Origin of the sequence: Variovorax boronicumulans (assembly GCF_009811375.1) — a bacterium.
GTDB lineage: Bacteria > Pseudomonadota > Gammaproteobacteria > Burkholderiales > Burkholderiaceae_C > Variovorax > Variovorax boronicumulans.
In genome coordinates this window covers 4,103,839-4,117,222 of record NZ_BKDH01000001.1, presented here as the reverse complement: position 1 = coordinate 4,117,222, position 13,384 = coordinate 4,103,839, and the positions used below count along the sequence as shown (strand labels likewise).

11 protein-coding genes are annotated in these 13,384 nt (G+C 71.3%); 5 read left to right on the top strand and 6 right to left on the bottom strand.

What is annotated here, in order from left to right; all coding sequences use genetic code 11:
* The first annotated feature begins 15 nt into the window (after positions 1 to 15).
* The gene (gene fdhD, locus VHAB30_RS18950; RefSeq protein ID WP_159278132.1) at positions 16 to 921 is read left to right on the top strand and encodes a formate dehydrogenase accessory sulfurtransferase FdhD; all 906 of its coding nucleotides are present in this window, start codon (positions 16 to 18) and stop codon (positions 919 to 921) included.
* Here fdhD and mnmH read toward each other — a convergent pair.
* The 5 genes from mnmH to VHAB30_RS18925 are packed head-to-tail and all read right to left on the bottom strand — an operon-like array spanning position 858 to position 5,289.
* Positions 858 to 1,925: a tRNA 2-selenouridine(34) synthase MnmH gene (mnmH, locus tag VHAB30_RS18945; RefSeq protein WP_159278131.1), complete on the bottom strand. Its 1,068-nt coding sequence runs from the start codon at positions 1,923 to 1,925 to the stop codon at positions 858 to 860. The two genes, fdhD and mnmH, sit on opposite strands and share 64 nt — an antisense overlap.
* A gap of 35 nt (positions 1,926 to 1,960) precedes the next feature.
* Positions 1,961 to 2,758, bottom strand: coding sequence for a phosphonate ABC transporter, permease protein PhnE (phnE, locus tag VHAB30_RS18940; protein WP_159278130.1), 798 nt, complete (start codon positions 2,756 to 2,758; stop codon positions 1,961 to 1,963).
* Positions 2,755 to 3,591 (bottom strand): PhnE/PtxC family ABC transporter permease, encoded by an 837-nt coding sequence (locus tag VHAB30_RS18935; RefSeq protein WP_159278129.1) that lies wholly within the window; start codon positions 3,589 to 3,591, stop codon positions 2,755 to 2,757. Before VHAB30_RS18935 ends, phnE begins: the two co-directional genes overlap by 4 nt.
* Positions 3,588 to 4,412, bottom strand: coding sequence for a phosphonate ABC transporter ATP-binding protein (locus tag VHAB30_RS18930; protein ID WP_159278128.1), 825 nt, complete (start codon positions 4,410 to 4,412; stop codon positions 3,588 to 3,590). The genes VHAB30_RS18935 and VHAB30_RS18930 overlap by 4 nt, the downstream gene beginning before the upstream one ends.
* Positions 4,413 to 4,425: 13 nt before the next feature.
* On the bottom strand, positions 4,426 to 5,289 hold the full coding sequence (locus tag VHAB30_RS18925) for a putative selenate ABC transporter substrate-binding protein (RefSeq protein WP_159278127.1): 864 nt from the start codon (positions 5,287 to 5,289) through the stop codon (positions 4,426 to 4,428).
* A gap of 111 nt (positions 5,290 to 5,400) precedes the next feature.
* Here VHAB30_RS18925 and selD point away from each other — a divergent pair, with 111 nt between their 5' ends.
* From selD to VHAB30_RS18910, 3 genes are all read left to right on the top strand, one after another.
* Complete coding sequence (gene selD / locus VHAB30_RS18920; RefSeq protein WP_062469051.1) at positions 5,401 to 6,480, top strand: selenide, water dikinase SelD; 1,080 nt, start codon at positions 5,401 to 5,403, stop codon at positions 6,478 to 6,480.
* A 163-nt stretch (positions 6,481 to 6,643) separates the two neighbouring features.
* Entirely contained in the window at positions 6,644 to 9,160 is a 2,517-nt protein-coding gene (locus VHAB30_RS18915; RefSeq protein ID WP_159278126.1) for an ABC transporter permease, read from the top strand.
* A gap of 106 nt (positions 9,161 to 9,266) precedes the next feature.
* Complete coding sequence (locus VHAB30_RS18910; RefSeq protein WP_159278125.1) at positions 9,267 to 10,751, top strand: AAA family ATPase; 1,485 nt, start codon at positions 9,267 to 9,269, stop codon at positions 10,749 to 10,751.
* Between the two features lie 21 nt (positions 10,752 to 10,772).
* Here VHAB30_RS18910 and VHAB30_RS18905 read toward each other — a convergent pair whose 3' ends face one another.
* Positions 10,773 to 11,693 (bottom strand): LysR family transcriptional regulator, encoded by a 921-nt coding sequence (locus VHAB30_RS18905; protein ID WP_159278384.1) that lies wholly within the window; start codon positions 11,691 to 11,693, stop codon positions 10,773 to 10,775.
* A 125-nt stretch (positions 11,694 to 11,818) separates the two neighbouring features.
* Between VHAB30_RS18905 and VHAB30_RS18900 the strand changes: the two genes are divergently transcribed.
* Positions 11,819 to 13,342 carry an MFS transporter gene (locus tag VHAB30_RS18900; protein WP_159278124.1) on the top strand — a complete coding sequence of 508 codons (1,524 nt, stop codon included), beginning with the start codon at positions 11,819 to 11,821 and terminating at the stop codon, positions 13,340 to 13,342.
* Positions 13,343 to 13,384 lie beyond the last annotated feature (42 nt).

Sequence of the window (13,384 nt, the reverse complement as noted above, 5' to 3'; positions counted from 1 at the left end):
ACAATGGCCGCGGCCATGACAGACACCCCCGAATCCGACGCCCTGCCGCCCCTCGCTCGGCATGCCGTGCACGTCTTCGGCGAGCGCGGCCTCGCGCCCGAGGGCGTGGTGCGCGACGACACGCTGGCCGCCGAGGTGCCGGTGGCGCTGGTGTTCAACGGCGTCTCGCACGCGGTGATGATGGCCACGCCGCAAGACCTCGAGGCCTTCGCGCTGGGCTTTGCACTCAGCGAGGGCATCCTCGACAGCGCCGCCGATTGCCGCGGCATCGACGTGCGAACGGTCGGGGCCCTCGATGCGGGCCTGCCCGAAGGCATGCCCGGCATCGAGGTGCAGCTCGAAGTGTCCACGCGCAGCTTCGAACGCCTGAAGGACCGGCGCCGCAGCCTCGCGGGCCGCACCGGCTGCGGCGTGTGCGGTGTCGAAAGCTTCGCGGGGCTCGACTTGTCGCCGCAGCGCGTGCCGCCGCGCGACTGGATCGAACGCATCGACCTGGCCACCGTGCTGCGCGCCTTCGCCGCCATGCCGCCGCGCCAGGTGCTCAATGCCGAAGCCGGCGCGATCCACGCGGCGGCCTGGGCCACGATCGACGGCGAACTCACGGATCTCATGGAAGACGTCGGCCGCCACAACGCGCTCGACAAGCTGCTCGGCGCGCTGGCGCGTGCGAATCGGCTGCAGGAGCCCGGCTTCGTGCTGATGTCCAGCCGCGGCAGCCACGAGCTGGTGCGCAAGTGCGCGCGCCTGGGCATCGCGGCGATGGCGACCATCTCGGCGCCGACCGCGATGGGCGTGCGCATGGCCGAGCTCAGCGGGCTGCGTTTCTGGGGGCTGTGCCGCGCGCCGCGCGGCGTGCTTTACGCCGACGGGCTTGGGTCGCCGAGCGCCAGCACCGCGTCGGCCACGGCCTCGATGCCCTGATCCGACAGGTCGGTCGCCCCCACGCGCTGGCGCTTCGCCCAGGCACGGAAGTGCGTCTCCTGCGACTTCTGGTAGTGCGGGTCGTAGTGCAAGGACATGAGTTCGGCGAACAGGTGCGGCAGGTCGGCCTCGTGCGCCCACTGCTGCCAGCGCGTCACCGTCTCCTTGCCCTGCAGTTCCTTGAGCACGCCCATCTTCTCGGCGAGCGCCGCGCGGTCGTCGCCCAGATAGGCGTAGTCGCGCAGCAGGTAGGCCAGCCGCGCCTCGGGCGTGGCCTCCACCTCGATGCACGGCGCGGCGCGCATCTGCGCCACCAGCGACAGCGGCAGCGACAGCCGCCCGATGCGCACGCTCTCGCCCTCGACATACAGCGGGCGCGAGAGGTCGATGGCTTCGAGCACGGTCGCGATGCGCGTCTCGAACTGCTTTTGCGAGGGCTGCGGCACGCCCGGCAGCGCGCCGAGCAGCGAGCCCTTGTGGTTGGCGAAGGCTTCCAGGTCGAGCACCTGCGCGCCGCGTTCGGCCAGCGCGTGCAGCACGCGCGTCTTGGCGCTGCCGGTGGCGCCGCAGACCACGCGCAGGTCGAGCTGCGGCGTCAGCGCGTCGAGCTGCGAGATCACGTGGCGGCGAAAGCTCTTGTAGCCGCCCGCGAGCTGCTGCGCGTCCCAGCCCACGAGCCGCAGCCAGGTGACCATCGAGCCGCTGCGCATGCCGCCGCGCCAGCAGTAGACCAGAGGCTTCCACTTCTCGGGCCGGTCGGCCAGCGTGTCGCGCAGGTGCGTCGCGATGTTGGCCGCGACCATGGCACCGCCGATGCGGCGCGCCTCGAAGGCGCCGGTCTGCACGTAGACCGTGCCGACGATGTGGCGCTCCTCGTCGTTGAGCACCGGGCAGTTGATGGCGCCGGGGATGTGGTCGAGCGCGAACTCGGCGGGCGAGCGGGCGTCGATGATCGAATCGAAGGCGTGGCGGTCGGCCACCCGGACGGGCTGGCGATGACTCATGGCTGAAGGGACCTCATGCCCCGATTGTCGGCCACTCAGGCGTAGGCCGGACCTAAGCCTTTTCGCAAGCGAGCACTCGCCAAGTCGACAAAGGTGACCAGCACGAACATCGCGATCAGCACCGTCATCGCCTGCTGCTGCTGGAAGATCGACAGGTGGAAGTACAGCAGCTGGCCCAACCCGCCGCCGCCCACGAAGCCCAGCACCGCGGCCATGCGGATGTTCATTTCCCAGCGGTAGAGCGTGTAGGCCACCCACTGCGGCAGCACGATCGGCAGGCTGGCGTAGCTGAAGGCGGCGACCGGGCCGGCGCCCGAGAGCGCCAGCGCCTGCTCGGGCTCGCGCGGTGCGTTCTCCAGCGCTTCGGCAAAGAGACGGCCGAGCACGCCGGTCGTGTGCAGCGACAGCGCCAGCGCGCCCGCGAACGGCCCGATGCCGGCGGCCAGCACCATCAGCGCGGCCCACACCAGCTCGGGCACGCTGCGCAAGAAGTTGAGCACGAAGCGTGCGCCATGGCGCAGCGGCGCGCCGATGCGGCCCGAGGCCGGCAGCGCGAGCACGGCGCCCGCCACGGCGGCCAGCACGGTGCCCAGCGCCGACACGGCCAGTGTCTGCAGCGCGCCGTGGCCGACCTTGGCCAGGAACTCGGGCGACACATCGGGCGGGAAGAACTCGGCGATGAACTTGCCCATCAGCCGGAGCGATTCGGCCGAGCCCAGCGCGCCGTAGTCGATGCCCAGGTAGACGAAGCTCGCGACCACGGCCGCGGCGATCAGCGCGACGGCGAGCCAGCAGCGCAGGCACAGGGGAGGGCGTGGCGGCAGCGCGGTCATGCCAGGAGCTTTCGCAGCGCGTTGCTCAGCATGTCGGCCAGCAGCACGAGCGCGAGAAACACCAGCAGGATGCTGCTGGCCTCGCCGCCGTTGAGCATCTTCATCGACTGGTCCATCAGCTGCCCGAGGCCGCCCGCGCCCACGAAGCCCATCACCACCGAGGCGCGCACCGCGCATTCCCAGCGGTACACGGTGTACGAGGCCAGCTCCTGCGCGGTGTGCGGCAGCAGGCCGTAGCACAGCGCCGCGAGCCGGCCGCTGCCGCTTTCGAGCAGCGCGCGCGCGGGGCGCGTGTCGGTCGATTCGAGGATCTCGGCGTAGACCTTGCCGAGCATGCCGCCGTAGGTGATGGCCAGCGCCAGCACGCCGGCCGCGGGGCCGAGCCCGAGCGCGCGCACGAACAGCAGCGCCCACACGATCTCGGGAATGGCGCGCAGCACCATCAGCAGCCAGCGCGCTGCTTGGCGGACGACGCCGGCCTGCACGCGGCCGGGGCCGGGCCCGATGCGCGAGATGGAGAGCGCGCGCGTGGTCACGAAGCCCAGCGGCGCGCCGATCAGCAGCGCCATGGCGGTGCCGGCCGTGGCCATGGCCAGGGTCTCGAGCGTGGCCTTGGCGAGCAAGGCGAGAAAGGCCGGCGAGCTGTCGGGCGGAAAGAAGCCCGCAAGAAAGCCGCCGATGACCGCGAGGTTGCCGCTGCCGAACAGCGCCCAGGGTTTGAATTCGGAGAGCGCGAGCACCGGCCACGCAATGACCAGCGCCGCGAGCCAGGCGGCCAGGCGGCGGCCCGCGTGCGGATCGCGCAGGGCGGGGCGGGCGAGTGTCGCCGTCACGGGCAGTCCGGCCGATGGAAGGCCGGTTCGGTGGTACCGGCCACCGGTGCGACCGGCAGGGGCCCTTGCGTCGCCACGCCGCCTTCGCTCGCATAGAGCGCCTCGAGCAGCGCCGGCGTCACCTGCGCGGCCGGCAGGTCGAAGGCGACCTGCCCGTCGCGCATGCCCACGATGCGCGGAAACCAGCGCAGCGCCAGGTCGACCGCGTGCAGCGACGCGACCAGCGTGGCGCCCGTCGATTCGCTCTGCGCCACCAGCTGGCCCACGGCCGCGTGCGCCAGCGTGGGGTCGAGCGCCGACACCGGCTCGTCCGCCAGCAGCAGCGCCGGGCGCTGGTACAGCACGCGTGCGATGCCCACGCGCTGCAACTGGCCGCCCGAGAGGCGGTCGCAGCGGTCGAACAGCCGGTCTTCGAGCGCGAGCCGGGCCAGCGCCGCGTGCGCGCCCGCGATGTCGGACGGATAGAAAAGCGAACCCAGCGCGCGCGCCACCGACCACTGGCCGAGCCGGCCCGCGAGCACGGCCGTGACCACGCGCAGGCGCGGCGTGATCGGCGGCGCCTGGTGCACGGTGCCGATGCGTGCGCGCAGCTGCTTGAGCGCACGCGCCGGCAGCCGCCACGGGTGCTGGCCCAGCGCCTGCACCTGGCCTTCGCCGGGCCGCAGCGCCGCGCCGAGCACGCGCAGCAGCGTGGTCTTGCCCGCGCCCGAGGGCCCGATGACGGCGATGCGCTCGCCATCGCGCGCGGCCAGCGTCACGCCGGCCAGCGCGCGCTGGCCGTTGGGGTGCACCACGCCCGCGCTGTCGAGCGAAAAACTCATCCGCGCATTCCGCTCACTTGATGAGGCCGGCCGACTTGCCCGCCGTCTCGATGCCGTCGTAGTTCGACGACTTGGTGGAAATGAACTTGCTCGCGCGCTGCAGCGCCATGATCTCCTTGTGCGCCGGGTTGGCCGGGTCCAGCTTCAGGAAAGCGTCGGTCAGCTTCTTCGTCACGGCGGCGTCCAGGCCCGGGCGCACGGTCCAGTTGTAGTCGTAGTAGGTCGGCGTGGTGGCCAGCACGCGCACCTTGGCGGCGTTGGGGTTCCTGGCCTCGACCAGCTTGTCCCACACCGAGGCGTTGAGCACGCCCGCTTCGGCGCGCGAGGCCGCCACGAAGGCCACGGTGGCGTCGTGCGCGCCCGAGAACGCGACGGTCTTGAAGTCCTTCTCGGGGTTGATGCCCGCCTGCAGCAGGAAGTAGCGCGGCATCAGGCTGCCCGAGGTGGACGAGGGCGCGCCGAAGGCGAAGGTCTTGCCCTTCAGGTCGGCCAGGGTCTTGGCGGGGCTGTCGATCGGCACGATGAACTTGCTGGTGAACACCTCGTCTTCCGCGCGCTGCACGATCGGCACCGCGCCGCCGCTGGTGCGGATGCGCGCCTGCACGAAGGTGAAGCCGCCCAGCCAGGCCAGGTCGATCTTGTTCGTCGCCAGGCCCTCGACCACGGCGGCGTAGTCGGTCACGGGCGTGAACTGCACGTCCATGCCGGTTTCCTTCTTCAGGTAGTCGCCCAGCGGCGTGAACTTGCGCTGCAGCTCGGTGGGCGCCTCGTCGGGAATGGCCGACACGCGCAGCACGCCCTGGGCGAAGGCGCCCACGGCGGTGAGGGACAGGGCCAGCGCGAGCGCGAGCCGGGACACGGTTTGTTTCGTTTGCATGATGTGATGACGCGTTCAGTGGAAAAAGAAAAGGGTGTGTCGGGGCACTCGGGCAGACGGCGGTGCAGGCTTCGATAATCGCGGCTTGTTCCATTCGACCGACCTGCCGCCATGATCGAAGCCGCACCTTCCAAGCTCCTGAATCCGTTGGCGCCGCTGCGGCTCACCAGCTTCTCGCATGGGGGCGGCTGCGGCTGCAAGATCGCGCCGGGCGTGCTGTCGCAGATCCTCAAGAACCATGCGGGCGGGCTGATTCCGCCCGAGCTCATGGTCGGCATCGAGACCGCCGACGACGCGGCAGTCTACCGGCTCAACGACGAGCAGGCGCTGATCGCCACCACCGATTTCTTCATGCCCATCGTGGACGACCCCTACGAGTTCGGCCGCATCGCCGCGACCAACGCGATCAGCGACGTCTACGCGATGGGCGGGCGCCCGATCATGGCGCTGGCGCTGGTCGCCATGCCGATCAACCAGCTGCCGGTGGAGGTCATCGCCGAGATCGTGCGCGGCGGGCAGGACGTGTGCCGCGCGGCCGGCATTCCCATTGCGGGCGGCCACACCATCGATTCGGTCGAGCCGATCTACGGGCTGGTCGCGATGGGGCTGGTGCACCCCAAGCGCGTGCGGCGCAACGCCGACGCGCAGGCGGGCGACGTGCTGGTGCTGGGCAAGCCGCTGGGCGTGGGCGTGCTGTCGGCGGCGCTCAAGAAGCAGCAGCTGTCCGAGGCCGGCTACCGCCAGCTGATCGAGAACACCACCAAGCTCAACACGCCCGGCATCGCGCTGTCGGCGCTCGACGGCGTGCATGCGCTGACCGACGTCACCGGCTTCGGCCTGGCCGGCCACGCGCTCGAGCTCGCGCGCGGCGCGGGGCTCGCGGCGGTGGTCGAATGGTCGCGCGTGCCGCTGCTCGACAACGTGATCGCCATGGCCGGCGGCGGGCTGGTCACCGGCGCGTCGGGCCGCAACTGGGCGGGTTACGGCGCTGATGTGCAACTGCACGAGGGCCTGCCGGCCACCGCGCAGGCGCTCATGACCGATCCGCAGACCTCGGGCGGCCTGCTCGTGAGCTGCGCGCCCGAGGCGGTCGAGGCGGTGCTGGAGATCTTCCGCAACGAAGGCTTCGGGCAGGCGGCGGTCATCGGCCGCGTGGAAGCTGGCGCGCCGGGCCTCGTCGTGTTGCCCTGAGCCGGGGCGCCGCCGGGCGGGTGGGGTCGTCATCGACACGCGCTCCTTCGTTTCTTTTTCGCATCGTGCGACAGGTCCGCGCAGCGGGCAACACCTGGCGGCCCTTTCATTCAATAACCCTTGAGTCCGCCGGTGCCGGTAGGCGTCGGCTATCGTTCGCGCCATGAACGCTTCCCTTCGCCTTGGCTGGCGCACGCTCTGGCGCGACCTGCGCGCCGGCGAGCTGCGCCTCTTGATCGTGGCCGTGGTGCTGGCCGTGGCCGCGCTCACGGCGGTCGGCTTCTTCGCCGACCGATTGCAGGGCGGGCTGCAGCGCGACGCGCGCCAGCTGCTGGGCGGCGACGCGGTGGTCGTGAGCGACAACCCGACGCCCGAAACTTTCATTGCACAGGCGAAGTCGCTGGGCCTTGCGGGCACCGGCACCTTCGGCTTTCCCACCATGGCGCGGGCCGAGGACGCCCAGGGCGGCGCCAGCAAGCTCGTGGCCCTGAAGGCCGTGACGCCGGGCTACCCGCTGCGCGGCAACCTGCAGACGGCCACCACGGCCGAGGGCGCGGGCGCGGTGACGCGCGACGTGCCGGCGTCGGGCGAGGTCTGGGTCGATGCCTCGCTGCTCGACTCGCTGGGCCTGAAGGTTGGCGACACGCTGCTGCTGGGCGATACCGGCCTGCGCGTGGGCCGCGTGATCACGCTGGAGCCCGACCGGGGCGCGGGCTTCATGAGTTTTTCGCCGCGCGTGATGCTCAACCAGGCCGACGTGGCGCGCACCGGCCTCGTGCAGCCGGCCAGCCGCGTGGGCTACCGCTACGCCGTGGCGGGCGACGACGCCGCCGTGAAGCGCTTCACCGAATGGGCCGACGCCACCATCAAGAAGGGCGAGCTGCGCGGCGTGCGGCTCGATTCCTTCGAGGGCGGCCGGCCCGAGATGCGCCAGACGCTGGACCGCGCCGAGAAATTCCTGAGCCTCGTCGCGCTGCTCGCGGCGCTGCTGTCGGCCGTGGCCGTGGCGCTGGCCGCGCGCGGCTTCGCGGCCAGCCACCTGGACGACTGCGCCATGCTGCGCGTGCTGGGCCAGGGCCAGCGAACCATCGCCGCGGCCTACGCCTTCGAGTTCGCCGTGATCGGCACCGTGGCCAGCGCGATCGGCGTGGCCATCGGCTTCGCTGTGCACTATGTGTTCGTGCTGCTGCTGGCCGGACTGGTCGAGACCGCCTTGCCCGCCGCCACGCTGTGGCCCGTGGCCTTCGGCTTGGGCATGGGGCTCACGCTGCTGTTCGCCTTCGGCCTGCCGCCGGTGCTGCAGCTGGCGCGCGTGCCGCCGCTGCGCGTGATCCGGCGTGACGTGGGCGGGCTCAAGCCCGCATCGCTCGCCGTGCTCGGCATCGGCGTGGCGGGCTTCGCGGCGCTGCTGATGGCGGCCAGCAGCGACCTCAAGCTGGGCCTCATTGCGGTCGGCGGCTTTGCCGGCGCCGTGGCCGTGTTCGCGCTGCTGAGCTGGCTGGCCGTGAAGGTGCTGCGCCGCAGCGTCAGCGAGACCACCGCGCCGCGCTGGCTGGTGCTGGCCACGCGGCAGATCTCGGCGCGGCCGGCCTACGCCGTGGTGCAGGTGAGCGCGCTGGCCGTGGGCCTGCTGGCGCTGGTGTTGCTGGTGCTGCTGCGCACCGACCTCGTGGCGAGCTGGCGCAAGGCTACGCCGCCCGACGCGCCCAACCGCTTCGTCATCAACGTGATGCCCGAGCAGAGCGAGGCGTTCCAGAAGACGCTGCGCGATGCGGGCGTCGCCAAGTTCGACTGGTACCCGATGATCCGCGGCCGGCTGGTGGCGATCAACGACAAGCCCGTGACGCCCGACGACTACACCGAGGACCGCGCCAAGCGCCTGGTCGACCGCGAGTTCAACCTGAGCAACAGCACCGAGGCGCCCGCGCACAACAGCGTCACCGCCGGCGCCTGGACGCCCGAGGCGAAGAACGAGGTGAGCGTGGAAGAAGGCCTGGCCCAGACGCTGGGCCTGAAGCTGGGCGACACCCTGCGCTTCGACATCGGCGGCATGCAGAACGACGCGCGCATCACCTCGCTGCGCAAGGTCGACTGGGGCTCGCTGCACGCCAACTTCTTCGTGATGTACACCGTGGCCTCGCTGGCCGACGTGCCCGTGACCTACATGGGCGCCTTCCGCGCGCCCGAGACGCGCGGCTTCGACAACGCGCTGGTGCGCAGCTTCCCCAACGTGACCAACGTCGACATGAGCGCCACCATCAACCAGGTGCAGCGCGTGCTCGACCAGGTGGTGCGCGCGGTCGAATTCCTGTTCGGCTTCACGCTGGCGGCCGGGCTCGTGGTGCTGTTCGCCGCCGTCACCGCCACGCGCGAGGAGCGTGCGCGCGAGTTCGCCGTGATGCGCGCGGTGGGCGCACGCGCCAGCCTGCTGCGGCAGGTGCAGCGCGCCGAGCTGGTGGGCGTCGGCCTGCTGGCGGGCTTCCTGGCGAGCATCGTGGCCTCGGTGATCGGCTGGGGGCTGGCGCGCTACGTGTTCGAGTTCACCTGGACCGCGTCGCCGCTCGTGCCGGTGGCCGGCGCGCTGGCCGGCGCGGTGCTCGCGCTGGCGGCGGGGTGGTGGGGCCTGCGCGATGTGTTGCGCCGGCCGGTGGTCGACACGCTGCGCCGCGCGGCCGAGTAGGGCTGCGCAGGCCCGTACAGTTTTTTTCTTCCGCGATCGGCAGGACGGGGCCGGGGATGCAATACATTCCCCGGCCCCGTATTCAATTCAGAAGAGAAATTCCTGCATGCGCTTGGCGTCATTCCAGATCACCAACTATCGCTCGATCCACGACAGCGGCTCCATCGATTCCTCCCAGATCACAGCGATCCTCGGCCGAAATGACAGCGGCAAGTCGAACCTGCTGCGCGCGTTGCACAGCCTGAACCCGACCGACGGGCTCACGGCACTCAGCCCCATCAAGGACTTTCCGCGGCACCGCCGCCTGGACGAATGCACCGACGACACCCCGGTGGTGCACACGCGCTGGGACCTGGACGCCTCCGAACAGCTGGCGCTCGCCGCCATCCTGCCGCGCGCGGCCGGCGTGCGCCAGGTGACGGCGGGGCGCGGCTACGGCGCCACGCGCACGACCGGCTTCGAGGGCCTGGGCCCGCTGTCGATCGACGTGAGCGACATCAAAGCCAAGGTGCGCAAGATCGTGCCCGCCGTGAAGGCCGCGGCCGAGAAGGTCGTCGACGAGCTGAAGGCAGCGCTCGAGCAGGAGGCCGACGCCTTCGACGCCGCCATGATCCCGAGCCCCGACTTCGTCAAGTGGTCGGCCGGCGCGCTGCTGGCACTGCAGGCGCTGCGCCAGGCGCTGGCCACGGCCGGCGCCGAGATCGCCGACAAGCAGGCGCAGATGCTGACCGAGCTCGAGGAACTGGCGCGCACGATCGACAACGACCAGCCCGCGCTGGCCCGCGCCCGCGCCTGGGTGCTGGAGAAACTGCCGCGCTTCATCTACGTCGAGGACTACGCCTCGCTGCCCGGCCGCCAGAACATCGCCGAGTACCTCACGCGCAAGGGCTGGGGCGAGCGCACGGCGGGCGAACGCAATTTCGAAAAGCTGTGCCAGGTGGCGGGGCTCGACCCGCAGCAGCTGCAGGACCTGCTGGCGAAGAACGACCTGGCGACGCGCAACCAACTGGTGAACCGGGCCGGTGCCGTCGTGACCGCCGAGATCCGTCGGCTGTGGAAGGACCGCCCGCTCAAGATCCGCTTCAACCTCGACGGGCAGCACCTGGAGACGCTGGTGTCGGACCCGAACGGCGCTTACGAGGTCGAAGTGAACCTCGACGAGCGCAGCCGCGGCTTTCAATGGTTCTTCTCGTTCTACATCGCGTTCTTCGCCGGCACCCGGGGTGTTGCATCCGGTGAGGTCGTGCTGCTGCTCGACGAGCCCGGGCTGCACCTGCACGCGCGCTCGCAGGCCGACCTGCTCGCGCACCTGGAGAACGACTTCGGCCACCAGATCCTCTACACCACGCACTCGCCGTTCATGGTGCCGGCGCACCGGCCCGACGCCGTGCGCGCGGCCCACATCGACGACGTGGCGGGCACCACGGTGCGCGCGGCGACGCCGGAGGATGCGCGCACGCTGTTCCCGCTGGACACACTGGCGGCACTGTGGGGCCGCACGGCTGCGCCGGTGCAACCGCAGCCAGCCCCCGTGGCGGCTGCGCCAGCCCCGCAGCCGGTCGAAGCGCCCGACCTCGCGGTCGCGGCCTGACGCACCCGCCCCGCCCGCCGTTCAGCGGCGCGGCGGGCGGTTGTCTTTCTCTTCTTCGTCGGCGGTCGCAGTGAACATGTGTTCGCTCGCAAAGTCCACAAACGCCCGCACCTTCGGCGACAGCTGCCGGCTCGACGGCCACAGCGCCGAGAACTGTCCCTGCCGCACGAGGTGCGCGGCCAGCACGCGCTGCAGCTCGCCGCGGCGCAGCGCGTCGCGCGCCAGGAAGTCGGGCATGTACGCAATGCCCAGGCCCGCAACGGCGGCGCCCAGCATGGCTTCCATGTTGTTGCAGACCAGGCCCGGCGGCAGCTGGGGCGGCAGGCCGGGCAGGTCCCAGTCCTCGATCTTTCCGCCGGTCACGAACTTGTAGCGCAGGCAGCGGTGACGGGCGAGGTCGGCCGGCACCTGCGGCACGCCGTGTTGTGCCAGGTAGGCCGGCGAGGCCGCGAGCACGAAGCTGAACGGGCCGAGGCGGCGCGCCACGAGTTGTGAATCGACCAGCTCGCCGCTGCGGATGGCCACGTCGACACCCTCGGCCACCACGTCGACCAGCCGGTCGTTGAAGTCGAGGTCGAGTTCGATTTCGGGAAAGCGCGTCTTGAACGCCGGCAGGATCGGCAGCAGAAAGCGGTAGCCGATGGTCGGCAGGCTCACGCGCAGGCGGCCGCGCGGCGTGGCGACGGCGTCCTGCAGCATGGCGCGCGCATCGCCGAGCTCGTCGAGGATGCGGCGGCAGCGCTCATGGAACATCGCGCCCTCGGCTGTGAGCCGCACCTGCCGCGTGGTGCGGTGGAACAGGCGCACGCCCATCTGCGCCTCGAGCCGCGCGACGTTTTTGCCCACGGCCGAGGCCGAGATGCCCAGGTCGCGGCCCGCCCGCGCAAAGCTCTGCAGGTCGGCCGCCCGCACGAAGGATTCGAGTCCGCTGAAGCTGTCCATGGGCTTGATTGGCAACCTGGGGTTGGCAGTGTGAGGAGCTGAGGGCCCATTTTCGTTTCATTGAATCCTTTTTATCTTCGCTTCACGCATTTCCCTTTTCCTTCTCCCGCGTGAAAGCCCTCCCGATGTCCTCCCCCGATTCCCACAAGGCCTGGCTGCTCGCCGCCGTCTGCCTGGCCGCGCTCGGCATGCCGCTGAGCTTCACCGGCCCGGCCGTGGTGCTGCCCGCGATCCGTGACGCGCTGGGCGGCACGCCGGTGCAACTCAACTGGGTCACCAACGCCTTCATGCTGAGCTTCGGCGCCACGCTGATGGCGGCCGGCGCGCTGGCCGATGCCTACGGGCGCAAGCGCGTCTTCCTGCTGGGCCTGGCGGTGGTGGCGTTGAGCAGCGCGCTGCTGACGCTGGCGCCGGGCATCGTCGCCTTCGACCTCGCACGCGCCGTGCAGGGGCTGGGTTCGGCGGCGGCCTTCGCGGCCGGCACGGCGGCGTTGGCGCAGCTGTTCGACGGGCCGGCGCGGCTGCGGGCGTTCAGCCTCATCGGCACCTCGTTCGGCGTGGGGCTGTCGTGCGGATCGATCCTCTCGGGCTGGCTGGCCGACACCGTCGGCTGGCACGCCGTGATGCTGAGCCCCGGCGCCGTGAGCCTCGTCGCGCTGTGCCTGGCCGCGCCGCGCATGCGCGAGTCGCGCAACCCGCAGGCGATGGGGCTCGACGTGCCCGGCACGCTGAGCTTCACGGCCGCGCTGAGCCTGCTCACGCTGGGCGTGCTGCAGGCGCCCGACAGCGGCTGGGGCAGCCCGTGGGTGCTCGCGGCGCTGGCCGGCGCGCTGGCCATGGGCGCGGCCTTCATCGCCATCGAGCGGCGCGTGGCGCATCCGATGCTCGATCTGTCGCTGTTCCGCTTTCCGCGCTTCGTCGGCGTGCAACTGCTGGCCGCGGCGCCGGCCTACGGCTTTGTCGTGCTGCTGGTGCTGTTGCCGATCCGCTTCATCGGGCTCGAAGGGCGCAGCGCGCTGGAGGCGGGCGGCTTCATGTTCGCGCTGTCGGGGCCGATCCTCGTGGTGCCGACGCTGGCCGCGTGGCTCGCGCACCGCTTCTCGGCGGGCGTGATCTCGGCCGTGGGGTTGCTGGTGTGCGCGGCGGGGCTCGTGTGGCTCGCCCGCTGCGCGCCGGGCACGCCTTTGCACGGCCTCGTGGGTCCGCTGCTGCTGATCGGCGCGGGCATCGGCCTGCCGTGGGGTCTGATGGACGGCCTGGCCGTGAGCGTGGTGCCGCGCGAGCGGGCAGGCATGGCGTCGGGCATCTTCAACACCGTGCGCGTCGCGGGGGAGGGCATCGCGCTGGCGCTGGTGGGGGCGGGGCTCACGGCGCTCGTGGCGCTGCAGCTGAAGGCGTCGTCGTCGCCTTCGTCCGTGGCGGTGTCGCGGGCGGCGCAGCGCGTGGCGACGGGCGACATGGCGCAGGCGCTGGCTTTGCTGCCGGGCATGGATCGCGCGGCGCTGCTGCATGCGTATGGCGCCGCGTTCGCGACGCTGCTGTGCGTGCTGGCTGGGGTGACGGTGCTGACGGCGGTGGTGGTGTTCGCATTCCTGCGCGGCGATGCGTCCGCGCGAGGCCACGCTGAAGCACTCGGTCAGAACGCGTAAGTCGCCTCACCCCGCACCCGATGAGGTGCTTTCATGGACACG